The 22,148-nt window shown below is 47.4% G+C and carries 21 protein-coding genes; 1 reads left to right on the forward strand and 20 read right to left on the reverse strand.

What is annotated here, in order from left to right; translation table 11 throughout:
* Positions 1 to 15 precede the first annotated feature (15 nt).
* The 18 genes from hemG to lonB form a co-directional block, all read right to left on the reverse strand.
* Positions 16 to 1,455 (reverse strand): protoporphyrinogen oxidase, encoded by a 1,440-nt coding sequence (hemG, locus tag ABRS97_RS13310; RefSeq protein ID WP_367814555.1) that lies wholly within the window; start codon positions 1,453 to 1,455, stop codon positions 16 to 18.
* Complete coding sequence (hemH, locus tag ABRS97_RS13315; RefSeq protein ID WP_367814557.1) at positions 1,452 to 2,396, reverse strand: ferrochelatase; 945 nt, start codon at positions 2,394 to 2,396, stop codon at positions 1,452 to 1,454. Before hemH ends, hemG begins: the two co-directional genes overlap by 4 nt.
* A 1-nt stretch (position 2,397) precedes the next feature.
* Positions 2,398 to 3,462 (reverse strand): uroporphyrinogen decarboxylase, encoded by a 1,065-nt coding sequence (gene hemE / locus ABRS97_RS13320; RefSeq protein ID WP_367814558.1) that lies wholly within the window; start codon positions 3,460 to 3,462, stop codon positions 2,398 to 2,400.
* 169 nt (positions 3,463 to 3,631) lie between these two features.
* Positions 3,632 to 4,627, reverse strand: coding sequence for a porphobilinogen synthase (gene hemB, locus ABRS97_RS13325; protein WP_367814559.1), 996 nt, complete (start codon positions 4,625 to 4,627; stop codon positions 3,632 to 3,634).
* Between the two features lie 37 nt (positions 4,628 to 4,664).
* The gene (gene cobA / locus ABRS97_RS13330) at positions 4,665 to 6,197 is read right to left on the reverse strand and encodes a uroporphyrinogen-III C-methyltransferase (RefSeq protein ID WP_367814887.1); all 1,533 of its coding nucleotides are present in this window, start codon (positions 6,195 to 6,197) and stop codon (positions 4,665 to 4,667) included.
* A 5-nt stretch (positions 6,198 to 6,202) separates the two neighbouring features.
* The gene (gene hemC, locus ABRS97_RS13335) at positions 6,203 to 7,153 is read right to left on the reverse strand and encodes a hydroxymethylbilane synthase (protein ID WP_367814561.1); all 951 of its coding nucleotides are present in this window, start codon (positions 7,151 to 7,153) and stop codon (positions 6,203 to 6,205) included.
* Positions 7,154 to 7,173: 20 nt separating this feature from the next.
* Positions 7,174 to 7,878, reverse strand: coding sequence for a precorrin-2 dehydrogenase/sirohydrochlorin ferrochelatase family protein (locus tag ABRS97_RS13340; protein ID WP_367814563.1), 705 nt, complete (start codon positions 7,876 to 7,878; stop codon positions 7,174 to 7,176).
* A gap of 5 nt (positions 7,879 to 7,883) precedes the next feature.
* Entirely contained in the window at positions 7,884 to 8,714 is an 831-nt protein-coding gene (locus ABRS97_RS13345; RefSeq protein ID WP_367814565.1) for a cytochrome C assembly family protein, read from the reverse strand.
* A 34-nt stretch (positions 8,715 to 8,748) separates the two neighbouring features.
* Positions 8,749 to 10,152: a glutamyl-tRNA reductase gene (gene hemA / locus ABRS97_RS13350; protein WP_367814566.1), complete on the reverse strand. Its 1,404-nt coding sequence runs from the start codon at positions 10,150 to 10,152 to the stop codon at positions 8,749 to 8,751.
* Between the two features lie 155 nt (positions 10,153 to 10,307).
* On the reverse strand, positions 10,308 to 10,844 hold the full coding sequence (locus ABRS97_RS13355) for an S-adenosylmethionine decarboxylase (protein WP_367814568.1): 537 nt from the start codon (positions 10,842 to 10,844) through the stop codon (positions 10,308 to 10,310).
* Positions 10,845 to 10,945: 101 nt separating this feature from the next.
* Positions 10,946 to 11,347 carry an adenosylmethionine decarboxylase gene (gene speD / locus ABRS97_RS13360; RefSeq protein WP_367814889.1) on the reverse strand — a complete coding sequence of 134 codons (402 nt, stop codon included), beginning with the start codon at positions 11,345 to 11,347 and terminating at the stop codon, positions 10,946 to 10,948.
* A 312-nt stretch (positions 11,348 to 11,659) separates the two neighbouring features.
* Entirely contained in the window at positions 11,660 to 12,247 is a 588-nt protein-coding gene (locus ABRS97_RS13365; RefSeq protein ID WP_367814570.1) for a non-ribosomal peptide synthetase module, read from the reverse strand.
* A gap of 215 nt (positions 12,248 to 12,462) precedes the next feature.
* Positions 12,463 to 13,230: a YhfC family intramembrane metalloprotease gene (locus ABRS97_RS13370; protein ID WP_367814572.1), complete on the reverse strand. Its 768-nt coding sequence runs from the start codon at positions 13,228 to 13,230 to the stop codon at positions 12,463 to 12,465.
* A 6-nt stretch (positions 13,231 to 13,236) separates the two neighbouring features.
* Complete coding sequence (locus ABRS97_RS13375) at positions 13,237 to 13,908, reverse strand: SdpI family protein (RefSeq protein WP_367814573.1); 672 nt, start codon at positions 13,906 to 13,908, stop codon at positions 13,237 to 13,239.
* A gap of 2 nt (positions 13,909 to 13,910) precedes the next feature.
* Complete coding sequence (locus ABRS97_RS13380; RefSeq protein WP_367814575.1) at positions 13,911 to 14,177, reverse strand: autorepressor SdpR family transcription factor; 267 nt, start codon at positions 14,175 to 14,177, stop codon at positions 13,911 to 13,913.
* 159 nt (positions 14,178 to 14,336) lie between these two features.
* Positions 14,337 to 14,954 carry a ribosome biogenesis GTP-binding protein YihA/YsxC gene (yihA, locus tag ABRS97_RS13385; RefSeq protein WP_367814577.1) on the reverse strand — a complete coding sequence of 206 codons (618 nt, stop codon included), beginning with the start codon at positions 14,952 to 14,954 and terminating at the stop codon, positions 14,337 to 14,339.
* Positions 14,955 to 14,976: 22 nt separating this feature from the next.
* Positions 14,977 to 17,322, reverse strand: coding sequence for an endopeptidase La (gene lon, locus ABRS97_RS13390; protein WP_367814578.1), 2,346 nt, complete (start codon positions 17,320 to 17,322; stop codon positions 14,977 to 14,979).
* 147 nt (positions 17,323 to 17,469) lie between these two features.
* A complete protein-coding gene (gene lonB / locus ABRS97_RS13395; RefSeq protein WP_367814580.1) occupies positions 17,470 to 19,188 on the reverse strand; it encodes an ATP-dependent protease LonB in 1,719 nt (572 codons plus the stop codon).
* A 176-nt stretch (positions 19,189 to 19,364) separates the two neighbouring features.
* Here lonB and ABRS97_RS13400 point away from each other — a divergent pair, with 176 nt between their 5' ends.
* The gene (locus tag ABRS97_RS13400) at positions 19,365 to 20,042 is read left to right on the forward strand and encodes an N-acetylmuramoyl-L-alanine amidase family protein (RefSeq protein ID WP_367814582.1); all 678 of its coding nucleotides are present in this window, start codon (positions 19,365 to 19,367) and stop codon (positions 20,040 to 20,042) included.
* Here ABRS97_RS13400 and ABRS97_RS13405 read toward each other — a convergent pair.
* Entirely contained in the window at positions 20,035 to 20,844 is an 810-nt protein-coding gene (locus ABRS97_RS13405; protein ID WP_367814584.1) for a divergent polysaccharide deacetylase family protein, read from the reverse strand. The two genes, ABRS97_RS13400 and ABRS97_RS13405, sit on opposite strands and share 8 nt — an antisense overlap.
* 148 nt (positions 20,845 to 20,992) lie before the next feature.
* The gene (ispG, locus tag ABRS97_RS13410) at positions 20,993 to 22,093 is read right to left on the reverse strand and encodes a flavodoxin-dependent (E)-4-hydroxy-3-methylbut-2-enyl-diphosphate synthase (RefSeq protein ID WP_367814585.1); all 1,101 of its coding nucleotides are present in this window, start codon (positions 22,091 to 22,093) and stop codon (positions 20,993 to 20,995) included.
* Between the last annotated feature and the right edge of the window lie 55 nt (positions 22,094 to 22,148).

Below are 22,148 nucleotides of genomic sequence, written 5' to 3' on the forward strand. Positions count from 1 at the left end.
CACCCTCCCACTTCCTTATTGGATACGCTGCAACAGGAGGTCAGCCAGCTGCGAAGCAGCTTCTTTACCCTGTCTTATACAATCGGGAATACCGACTCCATGAAATCCTGCACCTGTCACTAGCACATTCGGCATCGCGGCCGCAAGCTCTTTCCGGAAAAGCGCAACCTGCTCCAAATGGCCGACCGGATATTGCGGCATCGACTGCTGCAATCGCGTCACTTCCGTGAACAGTGGGACAGTATGCAAACCTAGCAGCTCTCCTATATCATGACGCGCCTTCTGTACAAGCTCTTCATCGCTCCACTGCAGCCACTCTTGACGACCGGCACGCCCAATATAGCAACGCAGCAGAACCTTTCCTTCAGGCGCCGTATGCAGCCATTTCGCCGACGTCCATGTACAGGCTGTGATCGTACGATCTTCGTAATGTGGAACGAGAAACCCGGAGGCATCCAGTTCAAACGGAATATCCTTGCGATCAAAGGCCATAATGACATTGGCTACTGAAATATAGTCAATTTTTTTCAAAGCGGAAGCAGCGGGCACATGCGATAACACTTGAGCGGCCTGAAACGTTGGCGTGGATATAATCACACCGTCAACGACCTCCCTGTGACCATCTTCAAATGTAATCTCCGACTGATCTTCGCCGAACTCCCTAACCGAGACCACGCCAGTGTCTGTCCGCATGTCAACATCTTCCAAGGCGTTCACCAGACCGTTTACTAGCGTCTGCAGTCCCTTCTTGAACGTGACAAAAGCTGAGCTTCGAACGGCTGCCGGTACGTGCGCAGTTTCATCCGTGCTCGTTTTGCGGCTTGCGATCATGCCCAGGATTAAACTCCGATGATTCTGCTCCATCGCTTGGAATTGAGGGAAAGTCGCTTTCAAGCTCAGTTTGAACGTATCCCCCGCATAGATACCTGCAAGCAGCGGCTCAACGATCCGCTCTAACACCTCTTTACCCAAACGCCTTTCAAGAAAATGCCCCAGCGACTCATCCGCCGTTCCTTGCCGTTTCGGCTTTAAGAGATCGAGCGCAGCGCGCATTTTACCAAGCGGCGATATGAGCCCTGTTTGCATAAATGGCGTTATTTGAGTAGGGATGCCTAACACGAGACCCGGAGGCATGCGGTGCATTTTGCCTTGACGGACAATGTAGGTCTTCTTCGCCTTCGGATTCGTACCGGTCAGCTCTCCCTCAAGCCCCAAATCGCGCGCAAGATCAATCGTCGGCCGTTTACGGGCCAGCACCGAATCAGGTCCCTTTTCGATGACAAAGCCGTCCCGTTCGATCGTATGGATCTTACCGCCGAAAGCCGAAGATTTCTCCACCACGCTCAGATGTGCGTCAATCCCTTTTGAATCCAACTGCTTTTTGAGATAAAAAGCGGCGCTAAGTCCTGTAATCCCACCGCCGATAATCATAAAATGCGGTTTCTTCGTACTCATGACAACCTCGAAGTATTCACTTTCTCATAAACAACATCACTTAATGTTTGCATATAAAGAGGGTCTGTATTGAGCGATTCCGTGCGCTCCAAATGAAGTCCAAGCTCTCTAGCCAACGCCTGAGCCTCGATATCAATATCATAAAGAACCTCCAGATGATCCGAGACGAATCCAATCGGGCAAAGTAAAACGTTCTTCACATTCTCTTCCTTGCTAATCGTCTGGAGCACATCCAAAATATCCGGGCCAAGCCACGGTGTAGCGGTCTGTCCAGCGCTTTGCCATCCAAACTGCCAATTGGTTAGCCCTACGCGATCGGCAATAGCTCTGGATGTTGCTAGCAATTGATCCGGATAGGGATCTTTCATTTCCAGAATTTTCTCAGGAAGGCTGTGTGCTGTAAATATGACGCGTACCTCATCCTGTTTTACATCCGTAAATTTATCCAGAGCCTTCTCAACACGTGTACATAAAGCCTCAATCAGCTTCGGATGCAAATGATAGCTGGCAACAAAATCGATCTTCAAGCCAAGCTCATCCGCCTTCTCTTTTGCCCGTTTCACATATCCGCCAACACTCATTGTGGAATAATGAGGAGCGAGCACCACACCTACCGCTTCTGTAATTCCGTCCTTCACCATTTGCTCTACGCCATCTTCTACGTACGGCTGAGCATGCTTCAAGCCCTGGTAACAAACGAATTCAAACTCGGCGTGCTCCTGATTTAGCGTTTTCTCCAAGCCTTGAACTTGCTTATTCGTATTTTCACGCAGCGGAAAAAAGCCCCCCACAATCGCTTCATAACGCGATTTCAATTCATGCAGTTGCTCTGGCGTCGGCGGATGGCCGCGTCTTATATGCGTATAGTACGCTTCAATTTGATCCAGGCTTGCTGGAGTTCCATAGGACATGACTAACACACCAATACGACGATTTGTCATCTTAAACACCACTCTTTTCTGCTTGCTGAGATAGAACGGAATGCGAGTACGTATGAATGAATGTAGTAAGCTCTTTCAATTTCTCAAGGGATGCTTCAGGGAACAAGCCGTGGCCCAAATTAAAGATATAACCCGGTTGCAGAATACCCTCGTCAATAATGGCTTTCGCTTGTCTTTCGATGACACTCATAGGAGCTGTCAATACGTAAGGATCCAAGTTTCCTTGCACAGCAAAACGATCCCCCACTCTTCTGCGCCCTTCCGTAATCGGAATTCGCCAGTCGAGGCCGATAACATCTGCTTGAAGATTAGTAAGATAAGGCAGCAATTCCCCTGAGCTGACACCCGGGAAATAAATTTTTGGTTCTTTAAGGTCCGACAACTCTTTGAAAATTCTGGTCATGGTCGGCAGCACATACATCTTGAAATCTGCTGGAGACAGCGCGCCAACCCAACTATCGAATACTTGCACAGCCTTGGCTCCTGCAGCAATATGGGATTTCAAATACGTAATGACCATATCGCCTAGCTTGTCCATCAAGGCGTACCATACGGTAGGCTCCGAATACATCATCTGTTTCGTGCGGATATAGCTCTTGGAAGGTTTTCCTTCAATTAGATAGCTGGCAATCGTGAAGGGAGCCCCTGCAAAAGAAATCAAAGGCACTTCAAGCTCTTTATGTAAAATCTGTATCGTTTGAATAATGTGGGACAGATCTTTATCTACATCGATAGGACGCATTCGCTCTACATCCTGCGCGGAGCGAATAGGCGTATGAATAACAGGACCAATATTTTTTACGATATCAAAATCGATCCCCAGCGACGCGACCGGATTCATAATATCAGAATACAAGATAGCCGCATCTACGCCCAATTTCTTAACTGGCATCAATGTCACTTCAGCCGCAAGTTCTGGCTGCTGGCATATTTCCAGCAACGAATATTTTTCTTTGATTTTACGGTAATCCGGGTCATACCGACCAGCTTGGCGCATGTACCAGACAGGCAGAGTATCCACTTTTTCCTTACGGCAGGCTTTAATAAAATTATCGTTATAACTCATGAGGCACCTTCCTCTTTTTCCGACCATTTTGTTTCCATCTATTCTCATCCATTATGCCCTATTTATACGCTTGTCACAACCGACGAAAGCTTACGGAAAACGACAAAAGTATGACAAAAGAACCATCCGCGCCTAGCAGCTCTAGGTGGAATGGTTCTTGTGCCGGATACTAGCGATTTTGCAAATAACGCGCGATATCTTTAGCGAAGTACGTCAAAATAATGTCAGCGCCGGCGCGCTTAAAGCCGGTCATTGTTTCCATGACGATAGCCTCTTCGTTAATCCAACCCTGCGCTGCAGCAGCTTTGACCATGGCATACTCCGCGCTAACATTATACGCAACCACAGGCAAATCAAAGTTATCTTTCAACAACCGAATGATATCCATATAAGCAAGCGCTGGCTTCACCATCAGAAAATCGGCGCCTTCCATCACGTCGCTTTCCGCTTCACGCAAAGCTTCGCGACCATTAGCCGGATCCATTTGATACGTTTTGCGATCGCCGAACTGAGGCGCAGAGTGTACAGCATCCCGGAAGGGACCATAGTAAGCTGAAGCGTATTTTACAGAATACGCCATAACAGGAACGTTCTCGAAGCCCTCTTCATCAAGTCCCGCACGAATCGCATGCACATAGCCGTCCATCATATTGGAAGGCGCTATAATATCAGCGCCGGCTTTCGCTTGCGAAACCGCCGTGCGAACGAGCAGTTCCAAAGAGTGATCATTATGAATATCTGCTTGACCAGTAATCGGATTGTGATGGATAACGCCGCAATGGCCGGTATCCGTAAATTGGCACAAGCAAGTATCGGCAATGATCAGAAGGTTAGGATTCAACTCTTTAATACGGCGAGTAGCTTGTTGGACAATGCCCTCTTCATCGTAAGCAGACGTTCCTACCGCATCCTTATGCTCAGGAACACCGAACAAGAGTATCGCTTGAATGCCTAGCGACGTGATCTCATTAATTTCTTCCTCCACCCGGTCCAATGAAAAATGGTACACCCCTGGCATAGATGGAATCTCCGATTTAATATCCGTGCCATAGGTAACAAATACCGGCTGAACGACATCATGGACGGTTACTTGATTTTCACGAACCAAATTACGAAGTGCAGATGAGCCGCGCAAGCGGCGGTTACGAATAACGGGGAAACTCATGAAAAATCCGCCTCCTAAGTGATAAATATAAGCCTATTTATTTCCGGCGGGACAAGCTTTCAGCGAGTGAAGCCACTGTTGCTTCCTCCGCCATATATGTGATCGACAGCCCCGACTGACGGGCGGTTTCTGCCGTCTTCGGTCCAATACACGCAATCTCCGCGCCTTGCAGCAAACTGAGCGGATCTTCCACCCCCAGCTGACGCAAAGCCTCGAGCAAATTCGTTACGGTAGACGAGCTCGTAAAAGTTATGATATGAATGCCTTGATTTTGCAAAAGAGAGACGACTTCCTCGCCATCCTCGATAGCCAGCACGTTTTCGTACACATCGACTTCTGTAACCTGAAGCCCTAGCTCTGCAAGCTTCGAAGGCAAATATTCACGAGCGAGATCAGCCGTCGGCAGCAGCACTTTCTGGCCGGGCTTCAGCTCAGCTTGTATGGCCTCCAGCATATCCTCCGCTTGATATTTCGCAGGCAGAACATCAGCGAGAATGCCGTACGATGCGAGTGCCTCTGCAGTTTTGGGGCCAACAGCTGCAATGCGCGCATTGCCCATTCGGCGAACATCGATGCGCTTCTCACGCAGTCTGCGGAAGAAAAATTCGACACCGTTCACGCTCGTTAGCAAAATCCAATCAAACTCTTGAAGCCTGTCCAAAGTCTCATCGAGCTTCTGCAACACGTCGGGACGACTTGGCGTTTGAAGACGTATTACCGGAAATTCGACCGCTTCTCCCCCTAGCTCGTCGATAAGATCAACAAGCTCGCTTGCTTGGCTTCTTGCTCGTGTAACTAGAACTCTGCGTCCAAACAGCGGCTTTTTCTCGATCCAAGCCAGCTTGTCCCGGAGCTTGACGACTTCTCCGACGATAATGACCGCAGGCGATTGAAAATTCGCTTGTTTGACCTTTTCCGAGATATCCTCCAGCGTGCCTGTAATCGTCGCCTGATCCGTCCAGGTGCCCCAACGAACAAGCGCAACAGGCATTTGCGGCGATTTGCCGCAGCGAATCAGTTCGCTGCAAATATGCTCCAAATTGGCAACGCCCATGAGAAATACCATTGTCCCGACGGCTTTAGCCAAATGCTCCCAATCAAGATTTGAGTACGTTTTGTTGGGATACTCGTGACCCGTGATGATTGCAAAAGAAGAAGTAAAGTCGCGGTGTGTCACCGGAATGCCTGCATAAGCCGGAACCGCAATGGAGGACGTAATGCCGGGAATAATTTCGTAGGTGACGTCATTATCCGCGAGCAGTTCCGCTTCTTCGCCGACACGGCCGAATACACTAGGATCGCCGCCCTTGAGTCGCGTTACAATTTTGCCTTGCAGGGCGAGATCAACCAGCAACTGGTTGATTTGTTCCTGCTTCATCATATGCTTATCCGGTAACTTGCCGACAAAGATCAACTCAGCATCCGGTCTTCGGTGTTTTAATAACCGCGGTGTGGCAAGACGGTCATAGACAATCACATCTGCTTTCTGAATGGCTTCCAAGCCTCGAATCGTGATTAGTTTGGGATCTCCGGGTCCAGCACCTACTAGGTAAACCTTTCCTTTACTCACTCCGCTCACACCGATCCCTCCCTCACCTCAGCTAAAATACGATCCGCGCCCTGCGCGATCAGCTTGTCTGCAACAAGCTGGCCAAGCGCTTCCGGATCACTGCCGGAAGCAGCTTCCTTGAGCATGGTCAAGCCGTCAGGCGTACCGACCATGCCCGTCAGCGTCAGTATTGGCACATCTGACGCCTCGCTGGTCACGCTCGCGTACGCGCCGAGCGGCACCTGGCAGCCTCCATTGAGTCTGCCAAGGAAAGCCCGCTCCGCTCGCACCGCGAGCGCTGTCGGTTCATGCTGGAACCTGCCGAGCAGGTCCAGCATGAAGGCGTCGCCGCCCCGGCACTCGATGCACAGCGCTCCCTGCCCAACGGCAGGGAGGCACACCTCGGGCGGCAAGTACGCGCTGATGCGATCCTGCCAGCCGATCCGGTGCAAACCGGCCGCGGCAAGCAGAATCGCATCGAAGTTCTCCTCTTCGAGCTTGCGCAGCCTCGAATCGATATTGCCCCGGACCGACTCGATGCGGAGGTCCGGACGGGCGTGCTGCAGCTGGCTGGCGCGGCGCAACGAGCTTGTTCCGACGAGCGCGCCCTGCGGCAGCTCGTCCAGGGAGCGAAGCCCCCGCGTGATCAGCGCGTCGCGAGGATCCTCGCGGTGGGGCACCGCTCCCACAACCAGCCCTTCGGGTAGCTCGAAGGGCATATCTTTCATGCTGTGGACGGCCATGTCGATATCGCCGTCCATAAGTGCCTGTTCGATTTCCTTCACGAACAGGCCTTTGCCGCCTACTTTGGACAGTGTAACGTCCAGGATACGGTCGCCTTTGGTTACAATTTTCTTAATCTCAAATTGACAGGAAATGCCGAGTTCAACAGCCAATTGTTTCAATTGTTCCACGACTTGCCCCGTTTGCGTTAACGCAAGCGCGCTTTGTCTTGTACCCACAATTATGGTTCTCATCTCTATCTCTCCCGCCCTCTCTATAGTTGGAACCCAAATCCTTTAATCGTTGACCATTCGAACTCATGATCGATTGCCGTGAACAGCTCATTCTTCCAAGGTTCGAACGTACCGGAACGAATCTTGGACAGCACATCCCATTCCAGCATCTCTTTGAAAATCTGCTGTCTAAATGCGCCATCCTCAACGCGTTGTTGCACCTTCAGACGGGCTTCGCTTAGAAAATCAAGGTAAGACTCATATTCATCCCCATAAGCATCTTCGAGCTCTTTCGCTATTTTTCGCCCTAGAGATGGACTTGCGCCCCCAGTCGACACAGCAATAACGAGTTTGCCTCTCCGCACAACAGAAGGCAATATAAACGAACTAAGCTCAGGCTGATCGACGACATTGACTAAAAGTCCTTCTTCAATGGCTGTTTTGTATACAGCCTCATTCACTTCGGAACGATTCGTCGCTGCAACCACAAGCATGAAGGGCACCTTGCCCTTATTGTTCGAAACGATGTCCAACATGGCTGAAGGAGAGTACGTACGACGGTCTATAACCACTAAACCTCGCCTCTCCATTTCAACCAGCCCATCGCTGCATTCAGGACTCAACACCGTTACACGAGCTCCAGCCCCCACAAGGGAAAGAGCTTTACGTTCGGCAATTTTTCCGCCGCCGACAATTAGGCAGCTATGTCCCTGTACATTTAACACAATCGGATATTGATGCTTCATTCCACTCAACTCCAGATCCAATCATGAAACCCAGATACAAAATTCGATACAACGAAATTAATAACTACAACAACGAAAGCGGCAAGGTTCCAGGCAGCCAGCCTTTTCCCCGAAATTCGCATGGAATGATGTTGAAATAAATAAAACGTATAGGCAAGAAGAACAAACACCGAGTTAAGCACCTTTGGATCATAGAGAAGGTTGTTATTCCCCTCCAGAACGACCCACACAATGCCAAGACTCAAAGCCAGCATAAGAAGCGGCGCTCCAATAATAACGGCCAAATAAGTATACTGCTCAATTTTCTCTAACGACGGAAGCCTCATCACAGTTTGTGAAAATTTCTTTTCCTTAAGCATTCTGTGAAGAAATAAATACATGCAAGAGAAAATGGCTGCTATTGAAAATGCCGCATAACTTCCGATTGCTAGTGTAATATGTATGAATAATAGCTCGTCATTGATGTCCCAGCCGGCAATAATCGGCTTCACATGCGGATTGCCAAACACATTTAAAGCAAGTATCGCAAATCCTAACACATTCACGAAGAATACGAACAATTCAATTCGAAAGAACCGGTTGACAATGAGTGAAATCGTGACAATCAGCCACGAAAACATAAATAATACATCAGAGCGCGAGAACGCCCACTCCGTCAAATGGCCATATAGGCTAATTGCCAAATAGGCGGTTTGTAACACCCATACAAACAAAAGCAGCCCCGTCCCCATCCGTTTTGCGTTCCGGTTCGCATTCGCAAAGTCGGAAAAGTAAAACAGTAGGCTCAGGGCATACATATAGATCATCGCATCGAACAACCAACTACGTGTGACCATGGCACCTCTCCTTGGCGATTTCAGCGCCCTTCATTCAAGATCGCGCTAGAGCGTCTGCAGCCTGTAGACCAAACATAGAATTTTTCTCGTCCTGGAGGCGCTTCTCTTCAGCTTCCGCTACGATCCGTTCTGCTTCTTGTGCCAACTCAGCCGCTTGTTCATGCTGCTCCAATGTTTCTTCAAGAGCGAACAGCTTGGTGAACAGCTCCAATGCTTCATCGCCGTGACGCTCTCCTGCCATTTCCTTAATGCGCAGGATCGGATCCCGAAGCACTTGATTCACAATGCTTTTGGTTAATTTGCGAATAATTTTTACTTCCCGTTCATCCAAATCAGGAAGCTTTTTCATCATACTGTCCATCGTTTCTTCATGAATTAGATTGGCTTTCGTTTGAAGTGCATGGATAACCGGACTAACACCAAGCGTCTTGGTCCATTGGTCAAAAACAGCCATTTCACTTTCAATCATCAATTCAATCTTTGCCGCTTCCTTTTTTCTTTCCTGCAAATGCTTGTCAACGATATTTTCCAAATCGTCAATGTCATACAAGAACACATTAGGTAAATCGCTAATCTGCGGATCCAAATCCCGCGGAACCGCGATATCCATCATAAAGAGAGGGCGCGACTTTCTTTTTTGCAAATAAGGCTGGATGTCTTTTTTCGTGAGGACATAACCAGGAGCTCCAGTAGAGCTGATGATAATATCAACATCCGGCATTTGCTCCAGCATCTTATCTATCGTACAAGGAATGCCATTAAACTTCTCAGCGAGCTGCGCGGCTTTCTCGAAAGTACGATTCACAACAACCACTTTATTAGCCCCGTTCGCATACAAATGCTTTACGGTTAGCTCACTCATCTTGCCAGCTCCAATAATCATGACGGTCTTGTTCGTATAGGAGCCAAAAATCCGTTTACCAAGCTCAACTGCGGCGTAACTGACAGAAACGGGATTGTCGCTAATGCCTGTCTCCGAGTGTGCCCGCTTGGCAAGCGTAACGGATTGCTTAAACAACGTATTGAAAAAAGCTCCTGTCGTTTTCAAATTTTGCGACAATAAAAAAGCATCCCGCACTTGTCCAAGTATTTGCGTTTCCCCGATAACCATGGAATCCAAACCGCTTGTGACGCGGAAAAGGTGCTCCGTCGCTTTATCATTTTCATACATATACAGATGCTTCTGAAACTGATCTTTGGGAACGCCAAACCAGCGCTCAATAAAGTGTGTAATATAATGACTGCACAATTGCGCTCTGTCTACAACCGCGTATATTTCCGTACGGTTACAGGTGGCTACAATGACACATTCAAGTATGCTTTTCGTTTCTTTCAATTCTGCCAAAGCTTTTGGTAAATCACTTTCGGAAAAAGCGAATTTTTCCCGAATTTCAACCGGAGCTGTCCGATAGTTTAAGCCTACTGCGATAATATGCAAAGGTTCCACCTGCCTTCCCGTTCATTTCTATGAATCATTATAGCACAGCAAAACAAGCATTCCGACAATTTTTTTGACCAATTTATGAATGCTTCGTCTGCTCGTTAGTTTTCACAGCAAGCTGCTCGTATATACCATAACTGGCATAAAAACTGCTATTGCAGCATTTTTTTACGAATGGCCGTTGCCAACGCGGCGTCTAATTGTGCCAGCTTCGCATTCTGGGAAGAAATCATATCTCCTTTCGCAGACATGGCTTTCTCATATGCTTGATAGATAGCCTTATACTGATTAGCCGAGTCCTGAAGGAGCTGCAGTTCCTCCGGCTTCAGCTGCCGCTCGCCGCCAATTTGAAGCCTCTGTATATACTGCATGAGCTGTGTGATGGAATTCAATGAGGTCAGATACTCATTACCTCCAACCGCCAGGACCAATCGTTCATGGGTATAACCAGCTGAATACAACGCTTGTTTAACCGCATTCAGCTCTGCCGTATCCTTCGCCTTTCCTGCTTCTGCAAGATCATTATTGAGAAGCTCCATTTGGAAAAGGGATACCTGATACAGCAAATGCGTCGCGTCGTGCTCTTCTTTATGACTGCTCAACATTTGAACGACTTGATAGATAGGCCATATCACAAGAAACAGTACGATCCCATAAATGGCTGCTTTTCTTGCCAATCTTCTCCTCATGCCATCCCGCCCCCTCCCGCGTTATTAAAGTCTATGGGGTCTGGGACAAACAAATAACCACGGATTTCTCCGTGGTTTTCGTTATGGGTATGAGCAGTCTCTTATTTAACAAGCTCTGCTTGCTTCATTTCAGGAGTTTCAACTTGCAATTCACCGATTCCGCGAACTAGCTTTTTCGCATAAACCGTCTCTGGTTTCAATACGGATACCATGAAGTCGATTGCTAATTGAGGGTCAACTGTCTCACCGCAAGTATAGCAATCTAGCGCGGCAAAACCTCTCTCAGGATAAGTATGAATGGAGAGATGACTCTCGGACAACATAACAAGTACGGTTGCTCCTTGTGGTTCGAACTGCTTAGATTGTACAGATAGTACGGTTGCTCCGCATACCTCGGCAGCTTCTACCATCTGAGCCTGCAGCCAATCTGCATTGTTCAGAAGTTCGAAATCTACCCCCCAAGTATCTACAGCAACGTGTCTTCCGAAAGTTGAGTATTCCATTTCCATCTTTCGGTTCCCCCTTCCTAGGAATAAAATGTTTGAAAAAATTTCATCCGCTAGGACCTACGTCATTCACTTCCCGAGGGAATAATCTCTCGCAACATTCAATGTCCTGAGTGAATCCTGGTTCCTATATTGTTGTCAACGAAAATAAAAATAACATCTATTGACTAGAAATGCAATAGTTTTTTTTGCCAGCGCCTCTCACGCTTTTGGATTCAGTACCTACAATATGTTGATCGACGTCTGGATGTGCGTCCTAACAAAAAGAACCCTTGCTCAGGGTCCTCATTTCAGTGAATTTATGTTAGTTTAAGCCTCTAGTGTAAACAAACGATGCGTCAGTCCACTAAGGCGAATGTCAATCTGTTGATGAGTATCTTGATCTTGCATCGCGTTGCGCAAATCAAGAAGGTAATTAATCTGCTCATAAATCGCACTGATTTCACGTTCAATTTCGTTCTTCTGAAACAACTGCTCCATTTGACCAATCGTATCTTTGAATTCATAAATGACGGTCAAGAGCTGCCCTTTCACTTCTTCAATCTTCACAACAGTGCCGCGTTCATAATAGTAAACCATCGTGTAGCCTGGATAAATTCGATTCACAATGGCGCTTCCTTTGAACTCAGAAACCGCTTTACGCATCAAATTTGCCAGCAAGGTATTGCTTAATCGACAAGATCCTGTACATTCATATAGGCCCGATTTCTGCTCAAATGAAAGGACAATCTCCTGACCTGCATCGTCTTGAAAAACAACCTCTTGATTGCCATTCTCCAACACTTTAACCTGCAGGGTCACTTGATGATCCACAAACATCTGGAAAAACTTGAACATCTCGGCTTCCGTTAACTGTAGGCAGGTTTTGACATATTCAGTCGCTAACCTTTGTGCCATAAAAATCCCTCGATTCTTTGTTTTCAAGCCATTAACTCTTACCTTGCTTATTATTATACTACACGAGAGCTTAATATTCCTGCGGCCGATCCAGTAAATTTCAGGAGAAATCGATTAAAATCCGCATTTCCTCACCAAGAAGCTGGAATTTCATGAGATTACCTCTGTTTCCCTTCGTTTCATCCATAGTTCCCTCAAGATCTGAGAATAAAATGTTAATGCTCGTGAACTTTGCGGGATCTGGCTATATACACAACCGCTATACATCCGCTTATTGCCACGAAGCACTCCGCCGTCCACAAATTTACATAATGGGCCTGATACAACGCTGGAAAAAAATCAAATGCGGCATGCAGCAAAATAGCAGCAGGCAAGATCCATTTTTTCGCATACCGAATGCCATACATCACGAAGATGGACAGGGCAATCTGGATCAACAACGCCAGCACCCTCTCAAGCCCGCCAACAACAAAATGCGTGAATGGAACCCCTATCAAACCCGCTTTCAAAGTCGCAATTGCTTCAGTTGGCATTTTACCCGCCAGAACGGCATCCAACTTTCCCTGATTAAGGAGCAGCGCGTAAATCAAGCTCTGAATACAGACAATAACACCAATGAACAGCGCCTCAAAGCCCCCATGCCCGAGACCAAAAGCGATGCCATCTCTTCTCTCGCGATGAAGCTTCAGAACAAAACGCATGGCCAGAAACCTGCCTGTTTCTTCGAAAATTCCGGCTGCAAGCGGTCCATAAATAATCAAGAGCAGTGGGTTTGGAGCTATGTTCAAATTGGTGCCGAGGACGGCAGCATGCAGCAATTTCTCTAATATTTGCGTAAAAATGAAAAACGTGAGGGCGCCGATCCAGACAGGCTTCCAGCTAAATCGTTCATTTTTATAGAAGAAAATAAACATACTTACAACAGCAACGATAGGAATGATCCCTTGCAAAAGGATGCCTGTGATTGTTAAAGAATTGATCATGGTTTTTTAACCTCTTCCTTGGTCAAGCTTGCGATACACGAGAAAAGAATAAATAATGGGATAACCAATTGAAACTGCGATGCTGAACAAAAGCAAATATGGAACAAGAGCCGCGCCAAAGAAACCGCTAAAAATCATGACAAGCCCACAAAGCACCCACAGCGGCGCCGCCAAACGATGCGTTCGTCTCCAAACTTCTTCACTTGCCAGCGTCCACGGCGTGCGAATGCCCAGCGTGTAATTGTGCCGAATACGGCCCATATAATTTCCGAAAATGATCCATAAACCGCCCAGGAACAAAAAGAGAACAGTTGTCATTGAAATATCATAGCCGCGGTTATATAACAGAACTATCATAAATATGCCGCTTAAAAAAATGACGATTACAAAGCGAAGCAATTCATAAACATCCAGAAATTTTGTATAATTCGCCCGTTTCGGGTCCAGAATAGGCATCACTTTTAATGAGAATGCCAGGAATAAATTGAGCAGCGACATGAAGATAATAAAAGAAAATTTGCCCATATAACCGTTGACATTGCCGCTCAAATCAAAGTGAGAAGCCATTTGGTTAGGCAAATCTTGGTAGATCACGACAGCGACTCCTATAGGTACACACGTAATAATTAACAGCAGAATGTCTCTCCAGCCCCACGAAAATTTTGTATGTTTATTCATTCTTACTCATCTCCTTTTTTAATAATATCCATGAACCAACCCACGACTTCTTGCACAACTGTCGTATTCAGCGAGTACATAATATTCTGTCCTTGGCGTTCATCTACAATCAGCTTTGCAGTCTTAAGCGCGTTAAGATGGTGAGAAATACTTGGCTTGGTCATTTGAAAATGCTCGGCAATTTCGCCAGCTGTTCGATCTTTATCACGAAGCAGCTTTATAATCGCTCTTCGGGTCGGATCGGATAACGCTTTAAACGAGTCGTTCACAGGGGCCACCTCATTTTTTAGATATTTAGATAATTATCTAAATGTTTAATTGTAGTATAAAGGATTTCTATCTCCTTGTCAAAATGGTATTTGAACGAAAAAAACACCCCTTCACATTCTGCAAATGGGATGTTACTGATTCAGAATTATTCAAGCTCTCTACACGTTGTTTTCCGTCTGTTCCTGCGTCTCATATCCAATATACTTCTCAATAATTCCCCAAAGCTCGTCTTTGCCTAAGCCAAGCTCGGAAGAAAACAGCAGCGGATGATAACCTTGATCCATACCGAGTGTTTCCCGAACAATTTTGGCATGTTTTTGCCATCTGCTTTTCGGAATCTTGTCCGCCTTGGTCGCAACAACTAAAACAGGCAAGTCTTTATGCCGCAGCCATTCGTACATCGCCTGATCGTCCTTGGTTGGCGGATGCCGCAAGTCGATTAACTGCATGACAAGTTTGAGAGGTTCGCGATTAAGTAAGTAACTCTCGATGAATTTGCCCCACTTTTCACGCTCTGTTTTGGATACTTTTGCATAGCCATACCCGGGAAGATCGACGAAATATAAGTCCTGATTGATTTTGTAATAGTTAAGCGTTTGCGTTTTGCCTGGCTGCGAGCTGGTTCTGGCCAAATTCTTGCGGGCGATCATCCGGTTAATGAGCGATGATTTCCCGACATTAGAACGCCCTGCCAGAGCAATTTCCGGCAAGGCATCCTCAGGATATTGGCTAGGTCCAACTGCGCTGATAATAAATTCAGCTTGATTGACCTTCATGTCTATTCACTACTTTCTGTAATTATCCGACGTGGGCTGGCGGCTTATTTTTCACAAGCGCGTGTTCCAGCACTTGATCCATATGACTCACCGGAATGAACGTCATCTCATTGCGGACACTTTCTGGAATTTCGATAATGTCCTTCTCATTATCCTGCGGCAGCAGAATGGTGCGGATACCTGCGCGATGGGCGGCAAGCGCCTTCTCTTTCAAACCGCCGATCGGCAGGACGCGGCCGCGCAGCGTTATTTCACCGGTCATCGCGACTTTGCGAGAAACCGGAATATTCGTGAGTGCCGAGATCAGCGCTGTACCCATCGTGATTCCTGCAGATGGCCCATCTTTGGGAATCGCACCCTCGGGAATGTGAATGTGAATATCGTTCTTCTCATGGAAATCGGCGGCTATCCCAAACTCCACAGCGCGTGAACGCGTAAAGCTAAAAGCAGCTTGCGCTGATTCCTTCATCACATCACCGAGCTTACCTGTCAAAGTCAATTTCCCTGTTCCAGGCATCACCGTCACTTCAATGACAAGCGTGTCACCGCCGACTTCCGTCCAGGCGAGACCTGTTACAGCGCCGATTTGATCCTTTTCTTCAGCGACATTATAGCGGAACTTGGCTGGACCCAGAAAGTCTTTCAGGTTGTCTTCCCTCACATGTACCGGCGTTGACGGGTCAGACACAATCAGTTTGGCCGCTTTGCGGTTCATGCCTGCCACCTGCTGCTCCAAATTGCGCACACCCGCTTCTCTGGTGTACTCTCGCACAATTTTCATCAGCGCAGCTTCATCCACATTCAACTGCTCATCTTGCAAGCCATGGTCGCGCTTCTGCTTCGGCAGCAAATATTTCTTGGCAATTTGCAGCTTCTCGATTTCCGTATAACCTGGAATATAAAGAACTTCCATCCGATCAAGCAGTGGTCTCGGGATGTTGTGGACAGCATTGGCCGTGGTCACGAACATCACATTGGATAAATCAAACGGGACTTCAATGAAATGATCACTAAAAGTGCTATTCTGTTCCGGATCAAGTACTTCAAGCAATGCAGAAGCAGGGTCGCCACGGAAATCCATGGCCATTTTATCGATTTCATCGAGGAGGAAAACAGGATTGTTCGCGCCTGCGTTTTTCATCCCTTGAATAATGCGCCCTGGCATCGCGCCTACATAAGTGCGGCGATGGCCGCGGATCTCAGCTTCATCGCGTACGCCGCCAAGCGAGATGCGGATGAATTGTCTTCCCATGGATCTAGCGATAGAGCGAGCAATTGAGGTTTTCCCTACGCCCGGAGGACCGACTAGACAAAGGATAGGTCCCTTCAGTTTTTGAACAAGCTTCTGAACAGCCAAATATTCCAGCACGCGTTCCTTCGGCTTTTCCAATCCAAAGTGATCTTCATTCAAAATCTGCTCCGCTTTGATGAGGTCAAGATCATCCTCTGTCCGTTTCGACCAAGGAAGTCCTAACAGCCAGTCGATATAATTACGGATGACGCCGCCCTCGGCTGAGGTGGAAGGCATTTTCTCCAGTCGATCAATTTCCTTCTCAACCTTTTCCCGCACTTTGTCAGGCAATTCAGCCTCCGTAAGCTGTGCGCGGAGCTCATCGACTTCGCCCGCTCGCCCTTCTTTGTCGCCCAGTTCCTTCTGAATAGCCTTCATCTGCTCACGAAGGTAATATTCCTTCTGCGTTTTTTCCATCTGCTTTTTGACGCGTTGACTGATTTTGCGCTCCAGCTCAAGCACTTCGCGTTCATTATTCAAGATGTTCAGCATTTTCTCCAGACGTTCACGCACATCGACGGTTTCGAGAATCTCCTGTTTATCCTTAATTTTCAGCGATAAATGGCTGCATATAACATCGGCCAAGCGGCCGGGCTCATCAATATCGGAAACAGCCGCCAATGTTTCTGGCGTGACCTTTTTGGAAAGGTTGATATAATGTTCGAATTGATTCAGCACTGTGCGCATTAATGCATCGATTTCCGGGTCTGTGACTTCTTGCTCCGGCAGTTCTTTGGCTGTTACTTCATAATACTCGTCGTTAACGAGATATTCCGTAATTTCAGCCCGCAGGACGCCCTCTACGAGAACACGAATCGTCCCGTTCGGCAATTTGAGCATTTGCCTTACTTTTGCAATGGTGCCTATACGGTAAATATCCTCTTTGGAGGGCTCTTCTATGTTGATCTCGGATTGAGAGCAGAGGAGAATCATGCTGTCGTCAACCATCGCCCGTTCGAGCGCTTTTACTGACTTTTCTCGTCCCACATCCAGATGTAAAACCATACTGGGATAGACTAACAGTCCCCTTAAAGGTAAAAGCGGCAATCTGCGCACCTTGATTTTACCAGGTCCCATCCTCTGCACCTCCATATATAGGGATCTTTGATCCACGATCAAAGTCGCTCAGTTTGATATCCCTGTTGCTTTTACATTTTATCAAAATCGCAAACAAAACACCAATTGGCGCTCTGATGCGGTTTCCAGGGCTTTCTTAGCCCGTTTTTACGATTCTATGGAGTTAGGAGATTTAGCGTGCAAGATAGGTAATGCGCTTGCGGAAATTGCCCGATCAGCCGAAAGCGGCAAAGGAATCACATTGTCCTGCAGTTCAATGCCAAGCGCTATCTGCAACACTTCCTCAATCGATTCCGCAGCTATTACTTCTACGCCGGGCAGATCTGCAAACATCTCTTGCCAGTTTTCTTTTGGAATTACGACCTTGGTGGCCCCCGCTTGGAAAGCAGCTTCTACTTTCGCCACAACGCCTCCCACAGGCTTCACTTTGCCGTGAATGCTCATCTCGCCTGTCATCGCCAGCTTGTTGTCCACAGGTATTTTATGTATCGCGGAGGCAATCGCCGTAGCCATCGAAATTCCTGCAGAAGGTCCATCAATCGGAACCCCTCCCGGGAAATTAATGTGCAGATCATAGTCTGACGTATTGAATCCCAACTTACGCAGCACGGTGAGCACATTTTCGACCGATCCACGGGCCATGCTCTTTCTGCGTATCGTTCGGGAGCCTCCTCCCATTTCTTCTTCATCCACAACGCCTGTGATGTTGAATTTACCTGTTCCCGGTACGACGACTGGAATAGCGCTAACTTCAATTTCTAGCAGCGTGCCCAAATTAGGGCCATAAACAGCTAAGCCGTTCACAAAACCAACCTGCGGGTGAGCAGGCACTTTACGTTCAGGTCTCGGCGGAATTTGTGACGAATTTACGACCCATTCGATGTCAGCCGCAGTAATCTCTTCCCGTTTGTCTGTCAAAGCTATGCCTGCTGCAAGCTGTATCACGTTTACAGCTTCCCTGCCATTGGTCGCATATCGAGTGACTACATGCACAGCGGATGGACTTTCTTGGAAGCCGATTTTCTTCAGCGCTTTTTGCGCAATTTCGCCTACCTCTTCTGGAAGCAAAGGCCGAAAAAATATTTCCAGGCAGCGCGAGCGAATAGCCGGCGGAATCTCGCTTGGTGTCCGAGTCGTCGCCCCTACCAACCGGAAGTCGGCAGGCAGCCCATTTTGGAAAATGTCGTGAATGTAATTGGGAATATTCGTATCTTCTGAGCTGTAATAGGCGCTTTCCAGGAAAACTTTGCGATCTTCCAGTACCTTTAATAATTTATTCATTTGGGTAGGATGCAATTCACCAATCTCATCAATAAACAAGATGCCTCCGTGCGCTTTCGTAACGGCTCCTGGCTTAGGCTGCGGAATACCGGCAACCCCCATGGCTCCTGCGCCTTGATAAATAGGATCATGCACCGAACCAATTAGCGGATCAGCGATCCCCCTCTCGTCAAAACGAGCTGTAGTCGCATCGATTTCTGTAAATTTAGAATCAGGACGGAAAGGGGATTCCTGGTTTTTCTTTGCTTCTTCCAAAACGACCCGGGCAGCCGCGGTTTTACCGACGCCAGGAGGGCCATAGATCAAAACATGCTGCGGGTTCGGACCGCATAGCGCAGCTTTCAAAGCTTTGAGCCCTTCTTTCTGGCCAACGATATCCTGCATGGAGGTTGGGCGCGTTTTCTCAGACAACGGCTTCGTCAAGGAGATAGAGCGCAGCTTACGCAGCTTCTCCAATTCCTTTCTGGACTCTCTATCGACCGCAGACCGATTCGTCTGTTGATTGCGCAGCAAATTCCAAAAATACAATCCGATCACAACAGCGAAAAACACTTGAATTACCATGAGAATAATACTTAAGCTCATCTTCCTACCTCCTAAACGTTTTCATTCTTAAGAACGTAATCGCAAATCGTTATACCACTCATTATTCCCGTGTAAAAGAAGGTTAATCCAATCTATGCAAACTTTTGCAGGATGCATGACAGACCTTCATTCGAAGAAACATATAGAGTAGATATTGATGCGAAGGATGTGGTTTCATGAAGCAAATCCTTGCCATCCTTGTACTTACCATTTCACTTTGTATAACAAGTACGGATGCCATAGCGCAAAGCGTAGACAATCCCTTACTGCCAGGTGCTGATGTGCTGATTGATGTTGGGCATGGCGGAGTAGACAGCGGAGCCATGTTCGGAAAATATGAAGAGAAAGCTATGAATCTAGCCATCTCCAAGAAAACTTACAAACTGCTTAAAAAGAGAGGTTTTCGAGTTGCCATCAACCGCAAAGAGGATTACGCGTTAAGTGATGATAACAACTGGTCATTTGGCGGAAGACATCGCAAAGATCTCGCCCAAAGAGCAGGAATAGCGAATACCCTACAGCCCAAAATCATGCTTAGCATGCATATTAATGCAGGCAGACCTTCCCGGCGCGGCCCGCTTGTCATTTATCAAAATCAATCCGACAGCATTTTGCTTGCACATTTGCTGCAGCAGTCATTAAACCGTGTTTACGGGACAGATGAGCTTCCTGTATACGGAAAAAAATATTTCGTACTCAAGCATACGACATGTCCATCTGTCATCGTTGAGCTAGGCTTCATCACGAACAAAACGGACCGCAAGCTGCTGAACGACTCCCACCACCAAGCAAAGCTGGCGGAAGCGATCAGCACGGCTGTACAGCAATATTTTGCTATGATTCATCCTACTTAACGGTTTGCATCTTCATTGTTTTGGAAATTGATACAAAGGTACCTTCTTTTCCAAGAGAAGGAATGGCTTCCTTGATCACCTGCGCGGTTTTCTTTCCCGGAGGGCCTACGTGTCCAATGGCGATGCAGATGTCTCTTTCGTGAACAAGTTTCTTGAATTTATTCATTTGTTTATTAATGTGGCTATAGGTGTAGAGATCATCGAAAAAGAGCTGATTTTCCGAATAGGGCACACCCATTTGTCCAGCGAGCTTGCCGACTAAACTCTTGGGTGTCGTCCTGCTGTCCAGCAGCATCAAGCCCTTTTCTTTACAAATCTCCACGACTATTTTCATAACCCTTTCGTCGGCTGTAGCCTTAGATCCCATATGATTATTGATCCCTATGGCGTAAGGTACGTCAGCGATTGCCGCTAGCACCCTCTTGCGAATTTCGTCATTGGAGAGATCGGTTGTTATCGATCCTGGACCCAGCCAGCTTCTCTTGCCGCGCACAGGCTCCATCGGCAGATGTAAAATGACCTCATGGCCCTTTTCATGAGCTAACTGGGCATCTTGCTTTGTTGACGGCAAAAAGGGCATGACAGCTACGGTGAGCGGAATCCCCAGATTGAGCATTTCCGTGGTACCATCCATATTGTTGCCGAAATCATCAATGACGATGGCGATTTGCTTACCAGGTTTGGCCGTTTCCTGCATCGGCGGCATGGGTTCATCCAGTGCCCTGGCTTGGAACGGATGTATAAGCAGCAAGCCGCTCATCATTAACGGGAGAGTCACTGATAATAATTTCCTTGTGCGCATAATCATTCTCCTTCGAATTTTTCACCAGCTTAACTGGCGCGGCAAGCATCAGCTTTCCAGATTTACTCATTATGCTTCTCTTTCCCAAGGAATATGCGCAAAAAAGCCCAAAAGGATTTCATCCATCCTCTTGGGCTTCTTGGTCTCTTTATGAATGCTTGCGTCCTGGGATCACTCCCGTTTTCTCGTAAGAGTCAACTATAATGTCAATTTCTTTCTTTAGCTCAGCCAGCAGATCTGCTTCTGGAACTTTACGAATCATTTCCCCGTATCGGAAAAGCATGCCCTCGCCGCGAGCGCCTGCGATGCCAATATCGGCTTCACGTGCTTCGCCAGGGCCGTTGACCGCGCACCCAAGCACCGAAACCTTGATGGGCACTTTAATCTTGGCGATGTACGCCTCAACCTCATTGGCAATGGAGAATAAATCAATATCCAAACGACCGCATGTCGGACAAGAGACTAGCGTTGCAGCATTCGTAATCAATCCGAACGTTTTGAGCAATTCGCGCGCTACTTTTATCTCTTCGACAGGGTCAGCACTAAGCGAGATTCGGACCGTATTACCGATCCCCATGTTCAGAAGGGCACCGATACCTGCAGCACTCTTCACGGCGCCAGTGAACAGCGTTCCAGCCTCTGTGATGCCAAGGTGCAGCGGATAGTTGAATGCCTTCGCGGCTTTGGAGTAAGCAGCAATTGCCATGGGAACGTCAGATGCTTTGAGCGAAACGATAATATCATGGAAATCAAGCTCTTCCAAAATATTAATGTGGAACAAGGCGCTTTCTACCATGGCATCAGGCGTAGGATACCCATACTTCTCTAGCAAGTGGTTCTCGAGCGAGCCGGCATTGACCCCAATACGGATCGGAATACCACGCTCCTTGCATGCTTTAACAACGGCTTCGACCTTCTCTCGACGGCCGATATTCCCAGGATTGATACGGACCTTATCAATTCCGTTCTCAATTGCGGCAAGCGCCAAACGATGGTCGAAATGAATATCCGCAACAAGCGGAATATGAATTTGCTTTTTAATTTCCTTGATAGCTTCCGCAGCTTCCTTATTGTTCACCGTTACACGAACAATTTGGCAGCCCGCTTCTTCAAGGCGGTGGATCTCAGCGACCGTAGCTTTGACATCAGCCGTTTTCGTTGTGCACATACTTTGGATGATGACTTCGTTGCTGCCACCTATCGTTAAATCGCCCACCCGGACAGGGCGGGTATCTTTTCTATGGAACATTATGGTTTCTCTCCCATGACACCAAACATCCTCCGCTCCAATTTCCATGTAGGAA

The sequence above is a fragment of the Paenibacillus tabacirhizosphaerae genome, from assembly GCF_040812395.1.
Taxonomy (GTDB): Bacteria; Bacillota; Bacilli; order Paenibacillales; family NBRC-103111; genus Paenibacillus_E.